This is a genomic window from Pararhodobacter sp., assembly GCF_036802785.1.
Taxonomy (GTDB): Bacteria; Pseudomonadota; Alphaproteobacteria; order Rhodobacterales; family Rhodobacteraceae; genus Pararhodobacter.
Genome location: NZ_DAIRVN010000062.1, coordinates 1 through 22,518 on the forward strand (window position 1 = coordinate 1; position 22,518 = coordinate 22,518).

Sequence of the window (22,518 nt, forward strand, 5' to 3'; positions counted from 1 at the left end):
GTGGAACTTCAAGCCGTCAAGCTAAGCCGACAGTGGGGGCCAGCGACCGCTTACCTTGAGGCGGCTGCGCCCCTCTCTTTTCAAAAACAACAGCGGGCTTCGCCCCCGATTCTGTTCTTCAGAAGTCAGGAGGCTTCGCCCCCTCTGGGCCTGCGGCCCATTCCCCGGCCTCGCCACGGGCTCGGCGTTCGCGGCTGGGGCCTTCCACTGGAAGGCCCCCGAGACGCCGCTCACCCCCCGCGTATTTCCGGCAAGATGAAAGGGGCGCCGCGCCCCTGCTTCACCTGTTCAGAAATATCCCGGGGGAGTCCGGCCAGCGCAGATGGACGGGCGGGGGCAGAGCCCCCAAACCTTTTTCCCGTCAGGTCACTGCCTGCGGCGCGGCACGCAGTTCAAAGGTCGAATCGGACCCCTTGGGCCAGCGGCAATGCGTCGGAATAATTGACCGTATTCGTCGCGCGGCGCATATAGCCTTTCCACGCGTCCGACCCGCTTTCGCGCCCGCCGCCGGTTTCCTTCTCGCCACCGAACGCCCCGCCGATCTCGGCACCCGAGGGGCCGATGTTCACATTGGCGATTCCGCAATCCGATTCCTGCAAAAAGGCCTCGGCCTCGCGCAGGTTCAGCGTGAAGATGCACGATGACAGGCCCTGCGGCACGTCGTTCTGCAGCGCCAGCGCCTCATCGAACGTGCTGTAGCGCATCACATAGAGGATCGGCGCGAAGGTTTCCTCGCGCACCACGCCGGTCTGCCCCGGCATTTCGACCAGCGCGGGCGCGACATAGGCGCCGCCCTTCGGCCCGGCATCGGAAACCGCGCCGCCATGGACCGTGCCGCCTTCGGCCCGCGCGCGCTCCAGCGCCGCCTGCATCCGCTCCAGCGATCCCGCGTCGATCAGCGGCCCGACCAGTGTGCCCGGTGCACGGGGGTCGCCCACCGGCAGGCTGGCATAGGCCTTGACCAGCTTTGCCACCAGATCGTCGGCGATGCTTTCATGCACGATCAGCCGGCGCAGCGAGGTGCAGCGCTGCCCCGCCGTGCCCACCGCCGAAAAGACGATCCCGCGCACCGCCATATCGATATCGGCCGAGGGCGCGACGATCATCGCATTGTTGCCGCCCAGCTCCAGGATCGAGCGGCCAAAGCGCTCTGCCACCTTCGGCCCGACAATCCGCCCCATCCGGGTGGAGCCGGTGGCCGAGACCAGCGGGATATCGGTTGCGCTCACCAGTGCCGCGCCCTGCTCAGCCTGACCGAGCACCAGTTGCATCAGCCCTTCCGGCGCGTCCGCACCAAAGCGCGCCACCGCCCGGTTGAAGATTTCCATACAGGCCATCGCGGTCAGCGGTGTCTTGTCCGAGGGCTTCCAGATCACCGGATTGCCGCAGACCAGCGCCAGCGCCGCGTTCCATGACCATACCGCCACCGGGAAGTTGAACGCCGTGATCACCGCGCAGGGCCCCAGCGGGTGCCAGGTCTCGCGCATCACATGCCCCGGGCGTTCCGAGGCGATGGTCAGCCCGTAAAGCTGGCGCGACAGGCCCACGGCGAAGTCGCAGATGTCGATCATCTCCTGCACCTCGCCCAGCCCCTCCGAGGTGATCTTGCCCGCCTCCAGTGTCACCAGCGCGCCCAGGGCGTCCTTGGCGGCGCGCAGCTCTTCGCCCAGCAGGCGCACCAGCTCACCCCGGCGCGGGGCGGGCACCTTGCGCCAGGCCCCGAACGCAGCCACCGAGCGCGCGCGGATCGCCGGAATATCTGCGACCGGCGTCGGCGCCAGTGCCGCAATCTGCGCCCCGTCGATGGGCGAATGCACAGTCAGGCTGCCGCCGGACAAGGCGGCGGGTTTCAGCCCGCAGGCATTCAGTATCTCGGCGGCGGTGGCAAGGGTGGTCATCATTTTCTCCTGTCGTCTTTCGCGCGCGACGATAGGACGGGACGAGAGGGAAAGGAAAGGGGGCGCGCCCCAAAAAGACCTGCCTGCGGGCGCGCACCAATCATCCCTCTTCCTTTGTTCATCGGGCAGTGCTACCGATTCATCTCCATAATCCACTCATAACCGGAGATCTTCTCATGAGAACCCTCGCACTGCGCGCGGCTGCCCTGGTGGCAGCGGCCTGGGCATTCACGGCCCCTGCCCTCGCGCAGGATATGATGTTCACCCTGATCAACCGCACCGGCTACACGCTGGTCGAGTTTTATGCCTCCCCCGTCACCGTCGGTGACTGGGAAGAGGATATCCTCGGCGCGGATGTGCTGGAATCGGGCTATTCGGTCGATGTGCTGATCGCCGACGGCCGCGCGAACTGCGACTATGACTTCCTGATGGTGTTCGCCGATGGCGACGAGGTCGAAGATCAGGTGAATATCTGCGAGCTGGGCAGCTACACGCTGGAATAATCCGGAAGACCCCTACAGATGCAAGGCCTGAAGCCCCCGGGAAACCGGGGGCTTTTCGCTGCGCCCCGGCGCGTCCCCTAGATATCGCGCGGGGGCGAGCCAACGCGCCAAGGGGGCGCGAAGCCCCCTGCTACTCCCTATGCCGGAACTGCTTCAGGCCGTCAGACGGTTGTGTTTGCGGGCCACGAACTGCTTGGCCGTCTCCACCGCCACAGCGGCATCGCGGCAATAGGCATCGGCGCCGATGGCACGGCCGAATTCCTCGTTCAGCGGCGCGCCGCCGACCAGAACGATGTAATCCTCGCGCATGCCTTTTTCCTTCAGCGTGTCGATGACCACCTTCATATAGGGCATGGTCGTGGTCAGCAGAGCTGACATGCCAAGGATATCGGCACCTTCGGCCTCCAGCGCCTCGATGTATTTCTCCACCGGGTTGTTGATGCCCAGATCGACCACCTCGAACCCGGCGCCCTCCATCATCATGCCGACAAGGTTCTTGCCGATATCGTGGATATCGCCCTTCACGGTGCCGATCACCATCTTGCCCATCCGCGGCGCGCCGGTTTCCACCAGCAACGGCTTGAGAATGAACATCCCGGCCTTCATCGCATTGGCCGCCAGCAGCACTTCGGGCACGAACAGGATGCCATCGCGGAAATCATGGCCGACGATGGTCATGCCGGCCACCAACGCCTTGGTGAGCACGTCATAGGGCGTCCAGCCGCGCGCCAGCAGGATATTGACGGCCTCTTCGATCTCATCCTTGAGACCGTCATAGAGGTCATCCATCATCTGCTGAACCAGCTCGTCGTCATCAAGCTCCGACAGGATGATCTCGTCGTCTTCGGCCATGGCGCGCTCCACTCGGTTGCTCCTTGCTCAATGCGCCAGTTTGCGCGGGGCGACTGTCCGGTTTCCGACCTGCGCGGATTGAAAGGCGACAGCGCGGCTTCACCGCTCTGCGGGGTATTGCGAAATGTTCCCCCTTCGTTCATGATCTGGCAATGTCCAGACAGCCGCCGCCCCCTGCCCCCCTGCCCGCCAGCGACCCGGCGCTGCGCGCACCCGCGCGCGGCACGGTTGCGCAACCGCCGGGCCGGTTCGAGGGGCTGAGCCGGGAATGGCAGCATGATGGCTGGGACATCCCGGAAGAGGAACGCACACAGCTGCGCGACGTCGCCATCGAGCGTCCGCGCAGCGTCATCTCCTGGAACACATCGCCCGATCTGGGCTTTGACCGCGCGGTAAACCCTTATCGCGGCTGCGAACATGGCTGCATCTATTGCTACGCCCGCCCCACCCACAGCTATCTCGGCCTCTCGCCGGGGCTGGATTTTGAAACCCGGCTGGTGGCGCGGCCGGATGCGCCGCAGGTGCTGGCGCGCGAACTGGGGCGCAAGGGCTACCGCGTGGCGCCGCTCGCGCTGGGGTCCAACACCGATCCCTGGCAACCGATCGAGGCGCAGCACCGCATCACCCGCGCCCTTCTGGAAGTGCTGCGCGACTGCCGCCACCCGGTCACCATCACCACGCGCGGCGCGCTGATCGCGCGCGATGTTGATATCCTTGCGGAAATGGCGGCGCTCAACCTTGTCGAGGTGGGGATATCCATCACCACGCTGGATGCAGGCCTTTCCCGCGCGATGGAGCCGCGCGCACCCAGCCCGGCGCGGCGGTTGCAGACCATCACCACATTGCGGGCGGCTGGGGTGCCGGTGGGGCTGATGCTGGCGCCGGTCATTCCCGGGCTGACGGATCATGAGCTGGAATCAATCCTTCAGGCGGCGCGCGACGCCGGTGCGCAGACAGCATGGTGGAGCCTGCTGCGCCTGCCGCATGAGGTCAGCAGCCTGTTTCAGGACTGGCTCGCCCGCCACCGGCCCCATCACGCGGCCAAGGTCATGCGGCAACTGGCCGAGATGCGCGGCGGAAAGGTCAATGATCCGCGCTTCGGCTCGCGCTTCCGCGGCTCGGGGCCGCTGGCGATGCTGCTGTCGCGCCGCGTCAAACTCGCGCGCCGCCGTATGGGCTATGCCGACAGCCTGCCACCGCTGGACTGTACGCTTTTCACCCCGCCAGTGCGGGAACAAGGCGCATCTGATGGCCGGAACGTCAGCCAGACGCCTACCCGCCCCGCCAGGGGCCGCGGCCCTGAACCGGATGCGCAGCTCTCGCTTTTCTGACCGCCCCAGCCATGTCGCCCCGCCAAGGCCTCACAAAAGCCAGAGCGGGTTACGCCGCAACAGGGCCAGCCCCCGCTCCCTCTCCCTTTGCCGCACGCAAGGTCACGGCATGCGCCGAGCATTCCGGAAAAAGCAAAAGGGCGCCGTCCCGAAAGACCGCGCCCCTTCATCTTGCCTAAAATACGCGCCGGGGTGAATGGCCACAGGCCAGAGGGGGCGGCAGCCCCCTTCTTCCCCGCCGGGTTTACCTGCAGGCCGCAACCCGATAGGTGCCGTCGCCACGCGCATAGGCACATTCGTTGGTCGCCGTGTTGCGTGCCACCAGCGCACCGGCCGCAGCCCCGCCGAGCACTGCCAGCATCGTCCAGTTGCTGTTGGCTTGCAGCAGGTTCGCCGTCAACAGGCCTGCGCCCGCGCCGCCGACGCCACCCAGCACCATCCGCTCGTTGGAATTCATCGTGCAGGCCGACAGGGCCAGCCCGGCGGTGATGGCAACGACAGCTGTAAGTTTCTTCATGGAACTCTCCTTCATTACGCCCTGAACACGGGCATTACTGCCAGCCTAGGCGATCCGCGCCCCGGGCAGAAGCCCTCACCCAACCTTCACGCGAAGTTGTTGGAAAAACCGGCGGCGATCCGCCAATAACCCCCGCTCAATCCTCGAAAAGCTCGCTCTGTCCGGCGGGGGCGGCCTCATCGTCGTCCGCGCTGGCAGCGGCAGCGGCGCCGGGCATCGGCCGGCTGTCCAGCAGCCCTGCCGCGCGCAGTTCCTTCAGCCCCGGCAGATCGCGCGCGCTTTCCAGCCCGAAATGGTCAAGGAAGCCCTCGGTCACCACGAAAGTCACGGGCCGCCCCGGCGTCATCCGCCGCCGCCCCAGCCGGATCCATTCCAGTTCCAGCAACTGGTCGATCGTACCCCGTGACAGCGCCACGCCGCGGATTTCCTCGATCTCGGCGCGGGTGACGGGCTGGTGATAGGCGATGATCGCCAGCGTCTCGATGGCAGCGCGGCTCAGGCGGCGGGTTTCCACCTGCTCCTTGTGCATCAGCCAACCCAGATCCGGTGCGGTGCGCATCGCCCAGCCATCGCCCACCCGCACCAGATGCACCCCCCGCCCGCTGTAGCGCGAGCGCAGATGCTGCAGCGCCTCGGGCACGTCGCTGCCCTGCGGCAGGCGCGTTTCCAGCTCCGCAATGGTGACGGGGTCGGCGCTTGCAAAGAGCACCGCCTCGATCATCCGCTCGACCTCGGCCATGGGCGGCGCGGGGAACAGGCTGGGCATCGCCGCTTCCACGGCGCCCGGATGGCGCGTCTCCTCGCTCATGCCGCCCCCCCCTCCCGGCGCGGGCGCAGCATGATCGGCGCAAAGGTGTCAGACTGGCGCAGTTCCGCCTGCCCCTGTTTCACCAGCTCCAGCGAGGCCGCAAAGGTCGAGGCCAGCGCCGAGCGCCGCCGCGCCCCCGCCGCACGCCAGCCCGGCGGCAAAAAGCCAGCCAGATCGGCCCAGTCGCCGCCATGGCCGATCATCCCGCGCAGCCGCTCCAGCGCGGTTTCCAGCGGGTAGACATCGGTGCGGTCAAAGGCATAGGGGCGAAAGTCATCGCGGGTGCGCAGGCGGGCATAGGCCTGCATCAGTTCCAGAAGTGTCGCGGTAAAATGGGTCTGACGGCGGATGGAAACGGTCTCGGGCGCGCCGCGCACGAAGAAATCGCGCCCCAGCCGGTCACGGCCCATCAGCCGTGCGGCGGCCTCGCGCATGGCATTGAGGCGCTCAAGCTGAAAGGCCAGATGCGCGGCCAGTTCCTCGCCCGAGGGGCCCTCTTCGCCCGGTTCCGGCGGCAACAGCAGGCGGGATTTCAGATAGGCCAGCCAGGCCGCCATCACCAGATAGTCGGCGGCCAGTTCAATGCGCAGGGCGCGCGCGGCCTCGACGAAACGCAGATACTGCTCGGCCAGTTGCAGCACCGAGATGCGCCGCAGGTCAACCTTCTGGCGTCGCGAAAGGGTCAGCAGCAGGTCCAGCGGCCCCTCATAGCCGTCAACATCGACGATCAGCGCCTCGGCCTCGATGCGCGCGGCAATGTTGTCCTCGCCCCAGCCCGCTTCGTCCTGCGCCTCGCTCATACCTGCCCTTCCGCATCCCCGCTCAGGGCTTCAAGTTCGGCTTCAAGCGCGGCAATGTCAATCGCGCAGGGGTCATGCCGCGCAGCCAGCGCCGCCGCAGCCCTGGCCTGCGCGGCGCCCTCCAGCTGCCCGGCGGCGTCAGCCACGCCCGCCATCTCGCCCGGATCGCCCGAGCAATGCAGCACCACGTCGCAGCCCGCCGCCAGCGCGGCGCCCGTGCGCGCGGCCATGCTGCCGCCCAGCGCATTCATGCCAATGTCATCGGTCATGAGCAGCCCGCCAAACCCCAGCGCGCCGCGCAGATGGGCGATCACGGTGGGCGAGACGGTGGCAGGCAGCAAAGGGTCCAGTGCGTCATAGACGACATGCGCGCTCATCCCCAGCGGCAGATCGGCCAGCGCCTTGACCGGGATGAAATCGCGCGCCTCCAGCGCCGCCAGCGACAGCGGAACGCGCGGCAGATCGTGGTGGCTGTCGGCATTGCCCGCGCCGTGGCCGGGCAGATGCTTGATCACCGGCAGAACCCCGCCCGCCAGCAACCCCTCCGCCGCCGCGCGGCCCAGTTCGGCCACCCGCTGCGGATCAGCGCCCCAGATGCGGCGCTGCAGGAAAGGGTGGGTGGCAGGGCCGGCCACGTCGATCACCGGCGCACAGTTCCCGTCCACGCCCACCGCGCGCAACTCGGCCGCCATCAGCCGGTGACGCAGCCAGACCGCCCGCGCGCCGCCGCGCTGCTGGCGGGCATCGGGCCAGTCACGCGCCAGTGGCGGGCGCAGCCGCTGCACCGTGCCGCCTTCCTGATCCATGAACACCGGCGCATCGCGCCCCACGGCACTGCGCAGTTCCGCGCAAAGGGCCTGAAGCTGCGCGGCGTTTTCGACATTGCGGCGGAACAGGATGAAACCCCAGGGGCGCGCCCGGGCGAAAAACCGCGCCTCATCGGCGTGCAGAACCGTCCCCGAACAACCGAATATCGTTGCCCCCAGCGCTTCCGCCTGCATCCGCCCGCTCCATTTTCTGTCCGATAAATATCCCCGCCGGAGGCTCCCGCCCCCGGTCAGAGATCCAGGGGGTTACCGGATCAGCACCGGGATGCAATCGGCGTTTTCGGCCAGCAAGACAGCGCAGAAGCGCCGCGCCTCGGGCTCATCGTCGAAACCATGCGCGCGCAGCCGGTAGAAGGTGCGCCCGCCCGAGGTTGCCGGTTCGATGATCCGCCCGGGCCCGTCAAGATGGGCCGAGAAGCGGCCCGCAAGCGCCTCCCAGGCCTCGCGCGCGGCGGGTTCGTCGTCATAGGCGCCCAGTTGCACCAGCCGGGTGCCCGGAGTCAGGCTGGAGGGATCGACATCAACATGGCGCGCGGGGGCCAGCCGCGTGGCGAGTTCGACAAGAACCGCTTCGGCCTGCGCGTCGCGCCCTGATGATGCACCGGCATCACTCATGGACGGCGTGTTTGTTGTCTGCACCGATGCCATCTGCACCGCTGCCGCCGAGGAGGTGGGCCGCCGGGGCGGCACCGGCGAGCGCGCAATACCAGGTGTGCTGCTCGGAACCAGATCAAGCGGCTCCAGCGACTCCAGCGTTAGTGAGGCGGGGGTCGCCTGCACAGGAAAAGAGGCCTCGGCCACGGCATTGTACACAGCCACGGCAGGCTGCATGTTCTGCGCGGGCTGCGAAGGTGCCGGTGTGGGGAGTGCTGCCACCGGCCGGTCGCCGGATGCCAGTTCAACAGGGCCGGGGGCCAGAACGATCTCGTCGGCAGCCGCCCCCGCGCTGCCTTCAGCGGCGATGGCGTTGACCGCCAGCCCCTGATACGCCGCCTGACGCCCGCCCGGATCTTCCGGGGAAACCCGCATCGGCCCTTCCAGCGCCCGGATCACCGGCACGCCCGAAACGTCGCGCACCATCAACCGGTAGCTCCATACGCCGACCCCGGCCAAAAGCGCGACCGACAGGACCGCGCCGACCACATTCACCATCAACCCCACACGCAACGGCTCAACCGTGCCCTGCTGCGTCTGTCCCGGGGCATGGTATGCATCAAAATGCAACTGTGCCATGCTCGCCTCTCGAACCAGCCGGGTTGGTCCCGGTCTTGGCTGTCAATTTCTCGCGTCAGAACCCGGATCAGCCCGGATCTGCCGTCCTCCTGCCTGCGCTGGCCTGTAATTCAGCGCATTTCCTCGACCGGAGTAACGCCAAGGATACCAAGACCTGCGGAAATGACAACGCCCACGGCACGCGCAAGCGCAATTTTTGCGGCCATTGTTGCTTTGTCGTCCTGAATGAAGCGCAAACCGGGCTCATCATTGCCGCGATTCCAGTGGGTATGCAGGTCGCTGGCCAGCTCAGAGAGGAAGCCCGCGATGCGATGCGGCTCGTTCGCGCGCGCCGCAATCTCCACCTGACGCGGCCAGTCACCCAGCTTGCGGATCAGCGCCAGCTCGGTCGGATGGTCCAGCCCGTCCAGCGCCAGCCCGGCCAGCGCCGCATCCGAGGTATCGACCCCGGCCTCAGCAGCCTTGCGCAGGACCGAGGCAATGCGCGCATGGGCGTATTGCACATACCACACCGGGTTGTCGCGCGACTGCTCCAGCACCTTGTCGAAATCGAAATCAAGCGGCGCGTCGTTCTTGCGGGTCAGCATGACAAAGCGGGTGACATCGGCGCCCACCATCTCCACCACGTCGCGCAGGGTGACAAAGGTGCCCGCGCGCTTCGACATCTTGAAGGGCTCGCCGTTCTTGTACAGCTTCACCAGCTGGACAAGCTTGATATCCAGCGGCACCCGCCCGCCGGAAAGCGCCGAAACAGCGGCCTTCATGCGTTTGACATAGCCGCCGTGATCGGCGCCGAAAATGTCGATAAGCGCATCAAAGCCACGCTCGATCTTGTCGAAGTGATAGGCGATATCGGGGGCGAAATACGTCCAGCCGCCATCCGATTTCTTCACCGGGCGGTCAACATCGTCGCCATGCGCCGTTGAGCGGAAAAGGGTCTGCTCGCGCGGTTCCCAGTCTTCGGGCGTCTTGCCCTTGGGCGGCTCCAGCACCCCTTCATAGATCAGGCCCTGCGCCCGCAGCGATTCCAGCGCGGCCTCGATCCGGCCGGTGCCGTAAAGCGCCTTCTCGCTGGAATACACATCCATCTTCACGCCCAGCGCGGCCAGATCGGCGCGGATCATGGCCATCATCCGCGCGGTAGCGTCATCGCGGATAATCTCCAGCCATTCGCTTTCGGGCTGGTTGAGGAAACGATCCCCATATTCGGCCTTGAGCGCCTCGCCGACCTCGATCAGGTAATCGCCGGGATAGAGGCCCTCGGCAATCTCGGGCGACAGGCCATGCGCCTCGCGGTAGCGCTCATAGGCCGATCGCGCCAGCACATCGACCTGCGCGCCGCCGTCGTTGATGTAGTATTCGCGCGTCACCTGCCAGCCCGCGAAATCCAGCAGGGCGGCCAGCGCATCGCCGAAGACCGCGCCACGGGCATGGCCCACATGCATCGGGCCGGTGGGGTTGGCGCTCACAAACTCGACATTGACCTTCTGCCCGGCACCCAGCGCGGTGCGCCCGAAATCGCGCCCCGAACGCAGCGCCGCCCCGACCACCGATTGCCAGACAGCAGGCGCAAGGCGCAGGTTCAGAAAGCCCGGCCCGGCCACCTCGGCTGACAGGATGCGCGGATCGGCGCGCAGGCATTGCGCCAGCGCCTCGGCGATCTCGCGCGGTTTCATCGCGGCGGGCTTGGCCAGCACCATCGCGGCATTGGTCGCCATATCGCCATGCGCAGCGTCGCGCGGCGGCTCCACAGTGACGGCAGACAGGTCCAGCCCCTCGGGCAATGCGCCCTGCACCGTCATGGATTGCAGGCAGTCCAGCACGAGCGCGCGGATATCATTGAACAGGTTCATGTCATCGATCCTCTGATTGCCCCTGCACTACCATGGCAAACGCCAAGGTCAATCTCCGTGCACAGGCGCAACGCCTGATTTTGCGACGGGGGCCGGGCCGACAGCAGGTCAACGCGCTCCGGCCCCTTCCCGGGAGGGGGCTGGTTTTCGTGCTGGCCCCTTCCCCGGCTTTGCGCGATAACCGCTGCGTGCTGAGAGGACCAGACCTATGAATGATGACACCCCTGTTCAGATTGTCTTTGTAAAATGGGGCACCAAATTCGGCCCTGAGTATGTGAACGGGCTGGTGGATGGTGTGGCGGCGCATGCATCACTGCCGGTCACCTTCATCTGCTTCACTGACAGCGCTGACGGTATCGACCCCCGGGTGCAGATCCGGCCTTTTCCTGATCTGGGGGTGCCTGTCGCCACCATGACGGGGCGCGGCGGCTCCCTTCTCAAAATGTCGATGTTCCTCAGGGGGCAGCTGGCTACAGGCGTGCCGACGATCTACATTGACCTCGACAGCTCCGTGTCAGGCGATGTGGCGCGGCTGGTCGAGTGCCTGCGCAAGCGGCGGGGCCTGTATATGCTGCAACGCCATCTGGTGCCGCACTGGCGGTTCAGTGGCCTTGTCCACCGGATAGACCCCGAGCGATACTATCTTGGCAATACCGCGGTCATGGCCTTCTACGTCGAAGACTGGCACGGGATCACAGACAGGTTTCTGGTGGATTTCCCCCGCTATCTGGAAAATCCGGGCCAGTTGCCTGATCTGTTGCGCCATCTTTACGATGAGGGGAATGAAAAGATCATTTCCCATGCCGCGCGCCATGTCAGCCGGGTCTTTCCCCGTGATGTGGCAATCAAGTTCACCCAGGAATACATGGCGCCAATGCTGTGGCTGGCACAGCTGAAAGACAGACTGCCCTGGGTCAGAGCGCGGCGCGCGCGTCAGGCGATCATCTCGTATCAGGGCGAAGAGCTGAAACCCAAGGAACTGGTCAACGCCCGCATGGGGGATGTGATCCATTACAAGCACTACAAGACACGCTGGAACTATCCGCATCTGACCCGCTACTGGCAGGCGGTTCTGGGCAAATCCTGACACCGCCGGGGCTGCAACCTGTTTGGCCCGCGCCCCTATTCGCGCCCGGAAACCATATAGCGTGTGAACCGCGCGGCGTCTGAGCCCAGAAGCCGCGCATGTTCCTGCAGGGCGAAACGGTCGGTCATGCCCGCCACATAATCGGCCACGATCCGCGCCAGCGCCGCCTCGTCGCGGGCGGCGGCGACATCTTCGCGCCATTCGCCGGGCAGATGGCCGGGGCTGCGCAGGTAGAGGGTGAACAGGTCATGCACGACATCGGTGACCTCGGCGCGCATCGCCACCACGCGCGGCGCACGATACATGCGGGTGAACAGGAACTGGCGGATCACCTTGAGCTCGCGGAACAGCCGGTCCGAGAAGCGGATGATCGTGACCCCCAGATCGCGCACGGCATCCGCATCAGCCGGTTCGGCGGCCTCCAGCCGGTGGCGGGCGACCGCGATCACATCCTCGACCATGGTGCCAAACACCCGGCGCAGCGCCTCATGGCGCCTGCGCATCCGCTCAAGGCCGGGATAGAGCGCATCCACCTCGGCAAAGGCGGGGCCGGTGATGGGCAGTTGCATCAGATCGTCCTCATCGAACAGGCCTGAGCGCAGGCCGTCGTGCAGGTCATGGTGGTTATAGGCCACGTCATCGGCAATCGCCGCCACCTGCGCCTCGGCACTGGCATGGGTGTGCAGGTCCAGATCATGCAGCGCGTTGTATTCGGTCAACGCCAGCGGCAACGCCCCCTTCAGCGGCGCGCCATCGGCCCCCATCAGCGGGCCGTTGTGCTTGGCGATGCCTTCCAGCGTTTCCCAGGTCAGGTTAAGCCCGTCGAACTCGGCATAATGGCGCTCCAGCCGGGTAACGATGCGCAGGGCCTGAGCGTTGTGATCAAAACCCGCATAGGGCTCCATCAGGGCGGCCAGCGCATCCTCGCCGGTATGACCGAAGGGGGTATGGCCCAGATCATGCGCCAGCGCGATGGCCTCGGCCAGATCGGTGTTGAGGCCAAGCGCGGTGGCCAGCGTGCGCGCAACCTGCGCCACCTCGATCGAATGGGTCAGGCGGGTGCGGTAATAATCGCCCTCATGCTCGATGAAAACCTGCGTCTTGTGCTTGAGCCGGCGAAAGGCCGAGGAATGGATGATCCGGTCACGGTCGCGCTGAAAGGGTGAGCGGAAGGTCGAGATGCGCTCGGCGTGCAGCCGCCCGCGCGAACGGTCAGGATCGGCGGCATAGGGGGCAAAGGCGCTCATGCAGTGATATCTTCCTTGTCAGGGGCGCTGGCAGCGCGCGGGCCGGGCATTCAGGCCGGGGTCCGGGCTTGCCGCATCGCCATGGCTCGCTTATATCTGGCTTGAAGTTACAGGAAAACGACGAAAATCCATGAACCTGCCCCCAAAGGTTACAGAACGCGCTTTTGAGCGCCTTGCCGAGATCGCCGAGGAAACGGGCGAGGCGCAGGTCTTGCGTGTCGCCGTGGCGGGCGGAGGATGCTCAGGCTTCCAGTACGAGATCACGCTCGATGCAATCGCCGGTGACGATCTGGTGCTTGAGAGCAAGGGGCAGAAGGTGGTAATCGACCCGGTCTCGCTGCCCTTCCTGTCCAATTCGGTGATTGATTTCTCGGAAGAACTGATCGGCGCGCGGTTCATGATCGACAATCCCAATGCCGCATCAAGCTGCGGCTGCGGCATCAGCTTCTCGATGTAGAAGCCCCGAAGTGGGAAAGGCCCTTCGAAGGGCCTTTCTTCCTCCCCAACCCGAAAGCTGCACCCTGTTGCGCCTGGTCCCGGCCAATGCCGCTTTTCGCGGCAGCGCTTCAGCGCCGCTCGGCTGTCTCTGCCTCTGCCTCACCCTCATGCATGATCTTGCGCACCGCGCCGTCGGCGGCATCGTCAAAGGGCGCAAGGATCAGCGTTGCACCCAGATGGCGATACGCTTCCCCCTCTTCAAGCTGGTTTACCGTCACCGCCACTTCCCGCCCGAAACCCGCCGCCCTGAGCGCCTGAAGCAGCGCCGCATGGCCATCGGCCTCGGTCAGCGGCCCCCTGCTGCGCGGCACGGCGGAGATGACGCCCTTCACGCCCGAAAGCGGCAGATGCCCCACGAATTCTGGGTCGGTTGCATCGCCGAAATGCGCGTCCATCCCCATGGAACGCCAGCGGCGCAGCGCCTCGGGGTCGAAATCGACGCCCAGCAGCCGGAAGCCCTTGGCCCGGAGCCCCTGACCGATCCGGCAGCCATACCGCCCCAGCCCCAGAATGATGAAGTCATAATGCCCGCGCCCCTGATCCGGGCTGTCCTCTTCCAGTTCCCGGAACGGTTTGCGCCGCTCGAACAGGCTCAGAAGCGGCTCGCACAGCGCATAAAGCTTGTGCGACCAGGTGATCATGTAGACCGACAGCGCGATCGTCACCAGACCGACCAGCGTCACCAGCCCCATCGCCTGTTCGGTGACATGGCCCAGCGCGATCCCCATGGCCATGAAGATCAGCGAGAACTCCGAGATCTGCGCCACCGTCAGCCCGGCCAGAAACCCGGTACGCTTGCGGTAGCCCATATACCCCATGATCGCGAGCACGATCAGAGGGTTACCGATCAGCACGAAAAGCGACAGCACAATCGCCGGGCCGACCTGCGCACCAAGCGTTGACAGGTCCAGCCCCGCGCCGAGGCTGAGAAAGAAGAACAGCAGCAGGAAATCGCGCAGGCTCGCCAGCCGCGCGCTGATCGCGTCGCGCATCGGGGTCGAGGCCAGCGAAACCCCGGCAAGCAGCCCGCCCAGCTCCTTGCCCAGCCCGATCCAGTCTGCCACCGCCGCAAAGCCCGCCGCCCAGCCCACAGCGAAGATCACCAGCAGTTCGGACGAACGCGCAATCACCTGCAGCAGCGGGTTGGCCAGATACCGGATGAAGCCATAGACGAACGCCAGCATCCCCAGCGCGCCCAGCGTCAGAAACACCAGACTGCCGCCGCCGCCCTCCTCCACCGCGCCCAGCCCGATGGCCGAGACCACGACCATCGCCAGCACCACGAAAATATCCTGCACGATGAGAAAACCCAGCGCGATCTTGCCGTGCAGCGAGTCGATCTCCTGCTTGTCAGACAGCAGTTTCACGATGATGATGGTCGAGGAAAAGGTCAGCACCACGGCAATATACACCGCCGTCAGCCAGTCAATGCCCATCACAAGGCACAGAGCAAAGCCGATGGCAGCGGTGAAACCCACCTGCCCCAGTCCGGTCGCCACCGCCACCTTGCCAAGGTTGCGCACCAGACCGACATCCAGCTTCAGCCCCACAAGGAACAGCAGCACCGCGATGCTGATCTGGCTCAGGAGCGCAATGAAATCCTCAGAGCGCACAAGGCCCAGCACATCCGGCCCGGCAAGGATACCGGCGGCGATGAAGGCCACCACAAGCGGCTGGCGCAGCGACAGGCCAATCAGCCCCAGAACGGCGGCCAGCAGCACCAGCACCGCAATTTCATAGAAAACCGAGGAAAATTCGATACCAGCCATGCGCGTCCGTCCATTCTGAGCGCGCATCCCGCCGCTGCCGCATCCCTGCCGGTGCGCCGGTTACCCGCCCGTTTTCAATGGCATGCGGCAGGCGGGCGGGCAAGCGAAACCACTGTTCCGTTCAGGGCAGACGCAGGGTTGCGGACACCGGCACAATGGCCACCTGCCCCGCGCGCCCCTCCATCCGCCAGCCGATCAGCCCGTCGATGGTCTCAGGGTTGGCGGCACGGCCCACCACCACCACGCGCCCCTCCTGCTGGGCGCGGAAGGTGGCGCGGTCCAGATAGCGGCGGATGACGAACTGGTTTTCATCGTCGCCATCAATCACCCGGAAAACGCTGGTACTGGCAACACCGGCACTGGCGGCGCTTTGCTGCACCGGATTCAGGCCGCGCTCAAAGGTGATCAGCCCGTACCCGTCGGCATTCAGAAACGGCATGATCGCCTGCGCCATCCCCCGGTTGCCCTGAAACCCGCCCTCGGGCGATTCCAGCAATGCCACCGCCTCGGGCAGCGCGCGGAACCATGCGTCAAAGGTCACTTCCAGATCCGAGGTCGTGGCCCCCATCGGCAGGCCCGTCAACAGAATAAGCACCTCATGCCCCGCCGCCCGATAGGCGCGGGCGCGGCGGGGGGCATCAGGGTCATGCGGGTCCAGCGCCACAGCAACCGGCATCGGCAGGCCGACAATCGCGGCTTCGGCGCCAGGGTCGGCGGGGGCGTCCAGCAGGATCACGGCAAAAAGCGGGCCCGGCGCCGGGTCATAGGCGGCGGCGTTGCGCTCTCGTGCGGGAAGGGGCGGCAAGCCCGATGCCGCCTGCGGGGCGGTTCCGGCGGCGGCGTCCGCCGGTTCCCGGGGGGCCGGTTCTTCGGTTGCCCGTTCTTCAGTGGCCGGGGCCCGGCCGATGCTGGGCAGCCGACCAACCGTCACCCCCTCCACCGCCCGGTCCAGCCCGGGCGATGTGGGCACCGCGCGCAGCACCGGCGGCACCACAGGGGCGGTATCAGGCGCGACATCAGGTGGGGGCGCAGGTTCTGAGGGCGCTTCCGGCTCAGGCGCCGCAGCCGCTTCGGACGCCGCTTCAGGGGTCGCTTCTGTTTCCGCAGCCGCCGGAGGCGCCGGGACCGCTTGAGGCGCGGATGAGGCTTCGGCTTCGGCTTCAGGCGCATCCCCTGCCTGCGGTCCGGCAAGGCTCCCGGCCTCGCCCTCCGCCTCAGAAACCGGCGCGCCCGTCGTTTCCGGCTCCGGCTCTGCCACCGCCATCCGCTCCGGAGCTTCCTGCGGCCCGGCAATCGCGCTTTCCGGCTCCCCGTTCTCAGGACCCACAACGCTTTCCGCCCCAAGCTCCCGCTCAGGTTCAGTCCGTGCCGGGGCCTCCTCTGACAGGGGCGCGACAACCGGATCTTCCGTACCCGCCCCTTCGTCCCCTGCCGCAGGCTCGTCAACCTCACGCGCGCGCCCTTCCGACGCAGCACCGTCAATACCACCAGACGTGCCCACCACACCGCCCGCCAGACCGGAATCGTCGCTGACCGCCGCGTCGCCATGCTCAGCGAGCGATTCAACCGGCTCTTCCTCCTGCGCAGCAGATGCCGGATCAGCCTCCCCGCCGACAGGCTCTCCATCCCCCGGCATCAGGGGTTCGGGCGTCTCCGGCGCGGATTCCGCATCCTCATGCACAACCCCGACACCCTCCGCCTCACGGCCGTCATGACCCGCGTCACTGCCGGACTCACTGCCGAAATCATTGCGGTCAGGCTCCGGCAAGGCCTCAGGTCCAACGGCGAGCGGCGAGGCCGGTACCGGCTCATACACAACGGAAAGCACAGCGAAACCAAGGCTGAAGCTTGCCAGACCCACCGCCATACCTTTGATAAAACCGCGCATCCCGCCCCCGTTGCCACAAACCAGTCCCGCGCCCCGGTATAAACCCTAACCGCGCGGGTTTCACCCCTTTAACGATCCCCCGCGCCCCACCGGTTCTGTCCCGCCCCACCGGGCCCGAAGCACGCCTTGCTACGGGCCCCCGCCTTCATCTTGCCGAAAATACGCACAAAAAACCGCGCCGACACGCGGCGCCCCAGCCATGGCGCCCGTCCGGGATGAACACAGCCCTTGACCCCGCGCCACCCTCGGGGGCATGAAGAGGGCGCTTGCCACCGGAAGGCCCGCCATGCTGCTCCTGATCGATAACTACGACAGTTTCACCTATAATCTCGTGCATTATCTGGGCGAGCTGGGCGCAGATGTGGTGGTCAGGCGCAATGATGCGCTGGACGTGCAGGCGGCCATGGCGCTCAATCCGGCAGCGATCGTGCTCAGCCCGGGGCCGTGCGACCCTGATCAGGCCGGAATCTGCCTGCCGCTGGTCGCCGCGGCGGCCGAGACCCGGACACCGCTTCTGGGCGTCTGCCTGGGCCACCAGACCATCGGGCAGGCCTTTGGCGGCAAGGTGGTGCGCGCGGGCGAGATCGTGCATGGCAAGATGGGCCATATCCGGCATGACGGCAAAGGGGTCTTCACCGGCCTGCCCTCCCCCTTCAAGGCCACGCGCTACCATTCGCTGATCGTGGAACGGGAAACCCTGCCCGACTGCCTTGAAATCACCGCCTGGCTGGACGGCGGCATGATCATGGGGCTGAAACACCGCACGCTTCCGATCGAAGGGGTGCAGTTCCACCCCGAAAGCATCGCCTCCGAGCATGGCCACCAGATGCTGCGCAATTTCCTCGACAGCACGATGACCCCGGCATGAGCCAGCGCATCAAACCTCTGATCGCGGCGGCGGTCACCCGCCCGCTGTCCCGCGCCGAGGCCGAAGAGGCCTTCACCATCCTGTTCGAGGGTGAGGCCACGCCTGCCCAGATGGGCGGATTCCTGATGACGCTGCGCACCCGGGGCGAAACGGTGGACGAATACGCGGCGGCGGCAGCCGTCATGCGCGCCAAATGCGTCCGGGTCCGCGCGCCCGCCGGGGCGATGGATATCGTCGGCACCGGCGGTGACGGGAAGGGTACGCTCAACATCTCCACCGCGACGGCCTTCGTGGTGGCCGGGGCGGGTGTTCCGGTCGCCAAACACGGCAACCGCAACCTCAGCTCGAAATCCGGCGCCGCCGATGCACTGGGCGCGCTGGGGATCAATGTCATGGTCGGCCCCGCCGATGTCGAGGCCGCGCTTCATGAGACCGGCATCGGCTTCATGATGGCCCCCATGCACCACCCGGCGATGCGCCATGTAGGGCCGGTGCGCGCGGAACTGGGCACCCGCACGATCTTCAACATTCTGGGCCCGCTGACCAACCCCGCCGGGGTGAAACGCCAGCTCACCGGCGCCTTTTCGCCCGATCTGATCCGCCCCATGGCCGAGGTGCTGCAGGCGCTGGGGTCGGAATACGCCTGGCTGGTGCATGGCGGCGACGGCACCGACGAGCTGTCGATCGCCGCGCCCTCAAAGGTAGTCGCGCTTGAGAACGGCGCGCTCCGCAGTTTCGATATCCACCCAGAAGACGCGGGCCTGCCGCTGCATCCGTTCGAGGATCTGCTGGGCGGCGAAGCGGCAGAGAACGCGGCCGAGCTGCGCGCGGTCCTCTCCGGCGCGGGCCGCCCGGCCTACCGCGACGCGGTCCTGCTGAACGCCGCTGCCGCGCTGATCGTTGCCGGAAAGGCCCCGGACCTGAAGGAGGGGGTGGAACAGGCGCGCGCCTCCATCGCCTCGGGCGCCGCGCTGGACAAGGTCACGGCCCTTGCACGGCGCCTGCCGCTGACCTGACCTGCGCGCTCGCGGGAAAAAACAAAGAAGGGGGCTTTGCCCCCTCTGGGCCTGCGGCCCATTCACCCCCCGCGTATTTCCGGCAAGATGAATGGGAGGCGCCGCGCCCCTGCTTCACCTGTTCAGAAATATCCCGGGGGAGTCCGTCCATCGCAGATGGACGGGCGGGGGCAGCGCCCCCTTTTCTCAACAAAAAGGCGTCTGCGCAGCAGGCAATTGACTCTGAGATGAAGTCAGTGCGGTTTCCACGCTGAACCGCACTATTTCTCCAGCTTCGACAGTTTCGCCTCCAGCGCGGCCAGCTGGCGCTTGATTTCGCCCAGATCCTCGCCCTCGGCCTCGGCGGCTTTGGGCGCGTTGCCCGGCGCCTCCTCATCGTCCTTGCCGCCTTCGCGGCCGGGCATACCGCGCCAGCCCGTCATCATGGATTGCATGAACGCCTGTTGCTGGCGCTGCATCGCCTCGAACCCCGGCATTTTTGACATCTGGGCCATCATCGGGTTGATCGCGGTCATCTGCTCGGCGATCTTGCCCGGCCCCTGGCGGAGCATGTCAAAGGACATGGCCAGAAACTGCGGCACCACCGATTGCGCCTGCGCGGTATAGCTGCGCACCAGATCGGTCAGCACTTCCAGCGGCAGCACATTCTCGCCGCGGCTTTCGTGTTCGGCGATGATCTGCAGCAGGTATTGGCGCGTCAGGTCATCGCCGGTCTTGAGATCGATGATCTGCACCGCGCGGCCTGCGCGGATAAAGCGGGCGATGTCTTCAAGCGTGACATAGTCGCTGCTTTCGGTGTTGTAGAGCCTGCGGCTGGCGTAGCGCTTGATCAAGAGCGGCTTTTCGGTGTCCGGCACGGTTGCGCCCCCTTTTATTGCATTGCAGCAAGCCTAGACCGCAAATTGCCTTCTGGGAACAGAAATTCTTGGCCCCGGCCAGCGCGGGAGCTTAAAAAAGAGGCGCAGCCGCCCGTGAAACCCGGCACGGCATGAAAAAGGGCGGGCCAGAGGCCCGCCCTGTCGGGCGCCGGTACTGGGCGCAAAAGCGCAGCCCGGGTCCGTTTCAGCCCTGTCACGCCTGCCCCAAGGGGCCGCCGTAAAGGGCCGGGGGGGTTACTTCGCCGGGGCGCTGGCTTTTTTCGTAGCAGCCGTCACTTCGTCGGTCGCTTTTTTCGCAGCGGCGGTCACGTCGCTGGTCGCTTTCTGCATCACGGCAGTGGCTTCGGCGGAGATGTCTTTGCCGGCAGCCAGCATCAGCTCGACGGTGTCCATCTGAACGCGCTTGGCGATTTCAGCGAAAGCGGCCATGTGCTCGGCGGCGATTTCAGCCGAAGCCGAGGCAAAATCGGTGACCGACTTGCTGTATTCGACGGGCTCTTCCTTGACGGTCGAGACTTCGCCGATTTTGACCAGCGTCTGCTTGGTCCATTTGTTCGACACTTCGGCCGATTTCTCGGCAGCTTCGAGCACGACTTTGCTCATGCGCTCGCCCAGTGCGGCCTGAGTTTTGAACATGTCCTGCATCGCCTTGGTGTCGACCGGGAACGCGCCCATCATGTCTTGCATCATCTTGTTGAGATCGGTGGTAGCCATGTGAAATTCTCCTTACTCGCGCTCCGGTGGATTCCGGTTCTGCGTATGCAAGCAATATGCGTGCTGCAGCGCAGAATTTCAAGATGTTTTTTCTGCACTGCAGCATTTTCAGCCAAGTGCCTGATTTTACAGTGCAGGATGGGCCGTGACATAGGTTCCCGGAGCCGGGGCAAGGGACGAATCAGGCAGCGCGCGGGCGGGAATCAGCTTGCCGGAGCGGGGGCGCAGCCAGTCATCCCAGCGCGGCCACCACGAACCCTGATGGTATTCCGCCTGTGCTTTCCAGGCGTCAGGGTCACCCAGCGGGGCATCGCTGGTGTAATGGCCATATTTCTTTTTCGACGGCGGGTTCACGATCCCGGCGATATGGCCGGATTCGGACAGGATGAACTGTTTGTCCGCCGCGCCCATCTTCGATATCCCGCGCAGGCTGGAGCGCCAGGCGGCGATATGATCGGTCTCGCAGGCAACCGCGCAGAGCGGCACCTTGACGCCCTTGATGGAAACTTCTTCGCCCAGAACCGGGAATGTGCCGGTGGCAAAGCGGTCATTCTGGCAAAGGCCGCGCAGGTATTCGACGGTCATCTTGCCCGGCAGGTTGGTGCCGTCCCCGTTCCAGAACAGCAGATCAAATGCCGGCGGCGCCTCGCCCAGCATGTAGCTGCGGATCGCCGGGCCATAGATCAGGTCATTGGAGCGCAGGAAGGAGAAGGTCTTGGTCATGTAATACGAGCGCAGGATGCCGGTATCCTTGACCTCTGCCTCGATCCCGCCGACAAAATCATCCTCCAGGAAGACCCCTACCTCGCCCCGGTCCGAGAAATCGGTGAGCGTGGTGAAGAAGGTGGCCGACTTTATCGAGCGGTCCTTGCGCTTTTCCATCAGCGCCAGCGTCAGGGCCAGCGTGGTGCCTGCAATGCAATAGCCGATCACGTTGATCGCCTTGACGTTGCAGATCTCCTTCACCTTGGCGATGGCCTCCAGATAGCCTTCCTGAATGTAGTCATCCAGCCCGGTATCGGCATAGGCGGCATCCGGGTTGACCCAGCTGACCACGAAAAGCGTGTAGCCCTGATCGGTGATCCATTTGATCAGGCTGTTTTCCGGCTTCAGGTCCAGAATGTAGAACTTGTTGATCCAGGGCGGGAAGATCAGCAGCGGCGTGGTGTGGACCTTCTCGGTCGTCGGCGCATACTGGATCAGTTCGAACATGCGGTTGCGATAGACGACGGCGCCGGGAGAGGTGGCGATGTTGCTGCCCACCTTGAAGGCGTCGCGGTCGGCAAGGGTGACCAGCAGCTCCCCCTCATTGGCCTCGATATCGCGCACCAGATTTTCCAGCCCGCGCACCAGGCTTTCGCCCTCGGTTTCGACGGCGCGCATCAGCGCATCGGGGTTGGTGCCCAGAAAATTGGTCGGTGCCATCATGTCGATGATCTGTTTGCCGAAGTATTCCAGCCGCTTCTTCTCGCGCGGATCCAGCGTGTCCAGATCGGCGATTGCCTCTTCGATCGCCTGCGCCGACAGCAAATATTGCTGCTTGATGTAATTGAAATAAGGGTGGGTCTTCCACAGCGGGTTGGAAAATCGGCGGTCATCGGGGGTGTGGTCTTCGGGCGGGGTCAGCGTGCCGTCGCGCAGCGCCTCCTGCGCCTCGACGAAATGCTTGAGGGTCTTGCCCCAGTAGCCGACCTGATGTTCCAGAATTTTCGACGGGTTCTGCACCATTTCGGCCCAGTAGGCCGAGGCCGCGCGCAGGTAGATCGACGGGTCCGGCGCCTGAAGTTCCGAGCGCTGCGGCTTCTTTCTGGCGAAGGCCGCAACCAGACGTTGTGTCAGAACCTCCATCCGGGCCAGATTCTCGTTCAATTTTTCCAGATTGGCAGAATTGTCAAACTCCGAAGTTGCCATGTCCCAATTCCCCCCTTATC

At 65.5% G+C, this 22,518-nt stretch carries 20 protein-coding genes; 6 read left to right on the plus strand and 14 right to left on the minus strand.

Translation table 11 applies throughout. The features are described 5' to 3' along the window. Positions 1 to 392 precede the first annotated feature (392 nt). Positions 393 to 1,901, minus strand: a complete 1,509-nt coding sequence (gene amaB / locus V7Q53_RS17540; protein WP_333830021.1) for an L-piperidine-6-carboxylate dehydrogenase — start codon at positions 1,899 to 1,901, stop codon at positions 393 to 395. Positions 1,902 to 2,074: 173 nt separating this feature from the next. Between amaB and V7Q53_RS17545 the strand changes: the two genes are divergently transcribed. Continuing rightward, positions 2,075 to 2,401, plus strand: coding sequence for a hypothetical protein (locus V7Q53_RS17545; RefSeq protein WP_333830022.1), 327 nt, complete (start codon positions 2,075 to 2,077; stop codon positions 2,399 to 2,401). Positions 2,402 to 2,554: 153 nt separating this feature from the next. Here the strand turns inward: V7Q53_RS17545 and V7Q53_RS17550 are convergent, their stop codons facing one another. Beyond that, the gene (locus tag V7Q53_RS17550) at positions 2,555 to 3,253 is read right to left on the minus strand and encodes a corrinoid protein (protein ID WP_333830023.1); all 699 of its coding nucleotides are present in this window, start codon (positions 3,251 to 3,253) and stop codon (positions 2,555 to 2,557) included. A gap of 152 nt (positions 3,254 to 3,405) precedes the next feature. Between V7Q53_RS17550 and V7Q53_RS17555 the strand changes: the two genes are divergently transcribed. Next, on the plus strand, positions 3,406 to 4,584 hold the full coding sequence (locus tag V7Q53_RS17555) for a PA0069 family radical SAM protein (protein WP_333830024.1): 1,179 nt from the start codon (positions 3,406 to 3,408) through the stop codon (positions 4,582 to 4,584). Positions 4,585 to 4,828: 244 nt separating this feature from the next. Here V7Q53_RS17555 and V7Q53_RS17560 read toward each other — a convergent pair whose 3' ends face one another. The 6 genes from V7Q53_RS17560 to argS all read right to left on the minus strand — a co-directional run bounded on the left by V7Q53_RS17560 (position 4,829) and on the right by argS (position 10,622). After that, a complete protein-coding gene (locus V7Q53_RS17560; protein WP_333830025.1) occupies positions 4,829 to 5,101 on the minus strand; it encodes a glucose-6-phosphate isomerase in 273 nt (90 codons plus the stop codon). A gap of 136 nt (positions 5,102 to 5,237) precedes the next feature. Then, the gene (scpB, locus tag V7Q53_RS17565) at positions 5,238 to 5,909 is read right to left on the minus strand and encodes an SMC-Scp complex subunit ScpB (RefSeq protein WP_333830026.1); all 672 of its coding nucleotides are present in this window, start codon (positions 5,907 to 5,909) and stop codon (positions 5,238 to 5,240) included. Further along, positions 5,906 to 6,709, minus strand: a complete 804-nt coding sequence (locus V7Q53_RS17570) for a segregation and condensation protein A (protein ID WP_333830027.1) — start codon at positions 6,707 to 6,709, stop codon at positions 5,906 to 5,908. Before V7Q53_RS17570 ends, scpB begins: the two co-directional genes overlap by 4 nt. Next, complete coding sequence (locus V7Q53_RS17575; RefSeq protein WP_333830028.1) at positions 6,706 to 7,710, minus strand: glycoside hydrolase family 3 N-terminal domain-containing protein; 1,005 nt, start codon at positions 7,708 to 7,710, stop codon at positions 6,706 to 6,708. Before V7Q53_RS17575 ends, V7Q53_RS17570 begins: the two co-directional genes overlap by 4 nt. Positions 7,711 to 7,782: 72 nt before the next feature. Further along, on the minus strand, positions 7,783 to 8,769 hold the full coding sequence (locus V7Q53_RS17580; protein WP_333830029.1) for an SPOR domain-containing protein: 987 nt from the start codon (positions 8,767 to 8,769) through the stop codon (positions 7,783 to 7,785). 110 nt (positions 8,770 to 8,879) lie between these two features. Continuing rightward, positions 8,880 to 10,622 carry an arginine--tRNA ligase gene (argS, locus tag V7Q53_RS17585; RefSeq protein ID WP_333830030.1) on the minus strand — a complete coding sequence of 581 codons (1,743 nt, stop codon included), beginning with the start codon at positions 10,620 to 10,622 and terminating at the stop codon, positions 8,880 to 8,882. A gap of 208 nt (positions 10,623 to 10,830) precedes the next feature. Between argS and V7Q53_RS17590 the strand changes: the two genes are divergently transcribed. Next, positions 10,831 to 11,709, plus strand: coding sequence for a hypothetical protein (locus V7Q53_RS17590; RefSeq protein WP_333830031.1), 879 nt, complete (start codon positions 10,831 to 10,833; stop codon positions 11,707 to 11,709). A 35-nt stretch (positions 11,710 to 11,744) separates the two neighbouring features. On the opposite strand, the gene V7Q53_RS17595 is transcribed toward V7Q53_RS17590, so the two are convergent. Continuing rightward, positions 11,745 to 12,956, minus strand: coding sequence for a deoxyguanosinetriphosphate triphosphohydrolase (locus tag V7Q53_RS17595; RefSeq protein ID WP_333830032.1), 1,212 nt, complete (start codon positions 12,954 to 12,956; stop codon positions 11,745 to 11,747). Between the two features lie 130 nt (positions 12,957 to 13,086). Here V7Q53_RS17595 and V7Q53_RS17600 point away from each other — a divergent pair, with 130 nt between their 5' ends. Beyond that, entirely contained in the window at positions 13,087 to 13,413 is a 327-nt protein-coding gene (locus V7Q53_RS17600) for a HesB/IscA family protein (protein ID WP_333830033.1), read from the plus strand. A gap of 109 nt (positions 13,414 to 13,522) precedes the next feature. On the opposite strand, the gene V7Q53_RS17605 is transcribed toward V7Q53_RS17600, so the two are convergent. After that, complete coding sequence (locus V7Q53_RS17605) at positions 13,523 to 15,223, minus strand: cation:proton antiporter (protein WP_333830034.1); 1,701 nt, start codon at positions 15,221 to 15,223, stop codon at positions 13,523 to 13,525. A gap of 121 nt (positions 15,224 to 15,344) precedes the next feature. Then, a complete protein-coding gene (locus tag V7Q53_RS17610) occupies positions 15,345 to 17,111 on the minus strand; it encodes a divergent polysaccharide deacetylase family protein (protein WP_333830035.1) in 1,767 nt (588 codons plus the stop codon). A gap of 286 nt (positions 17,112 to 17,397) precedes the next feature. On the opposite strand from V7Q53_RS17610, the gene V7Q53_RS17615 reads away from it, so the two are divergent. Then, positions 17,398 to 17,979: an anthranilate synthase component II gene (locus tag V7Q53_RS17615; protein ID WP_333830036.1), complete on the plus strand. Its 582-nt coding sequence runs from the start codon at positions 17,398 to 17,400 to the stop codon at positions 17,977 to 17,979. Continuing rightward, positions 17,976 to 18,995: an anthranilate phosphoribosyltransferase gene (gene trpD / locus V7Q53_RS17620; protein WP_333830037.1), complete on the plus strand. Its 1,020-nt coding sequence runs from the start codon at positions 17,976 to 17,978 to the stop codon at positions 18,993 to 18,995. Before V7Q53_RS17615 ends, trpD begins: the two co-directional genes overlap by 4 nt. A gap of 260 nt (positions 18,996 to 19,255) precedes the next feature. Here the strand turns inward: trpD and phaR are convergent, their stop codons facing one another. The 3 genes from phaR to phaC form a co-directional block, all read right to left on the minus strand. Further along, complete coding sequence (gene phaR / locus V7Q53_RS17625; RefSeq protein WP_333830038.1) at positions 19,256 to 19,852, minus strand: polyhydroxyalkanoate synthesis repressor PhaR; 597 nt, start codon at positions 19,850 to 19,852, stop codon at positions 19,256 to 19,258. 255 nt (positions 19,853 to 20,107) lie between these two features. After that, entirely contained in the window at positions 20,108 to 20,587 is a 480-nt protein-coding gene (locus V7Q53_RS17630; RefSeq protein WP_333830039.1) for a phasin, PhaP, read from the minus strand. Between the two features lie 126 nt (positions 20,588 to 20,713). After that, positions 20,714 to 22,498, minus strand: coding sequence for a class I poly(R)-hydroxyalkanoic acid synthase (gene phaC / locus V7Q53_RS17635; protein ID WP_333830040.1), 1,785 nt, complete (start codon positions 22,496 to 22,498; stop codon positions 20,714 to 20,716). Between the last annotated feature and the right edge of the window lie 20 nt (positions 22,499 to 22,518).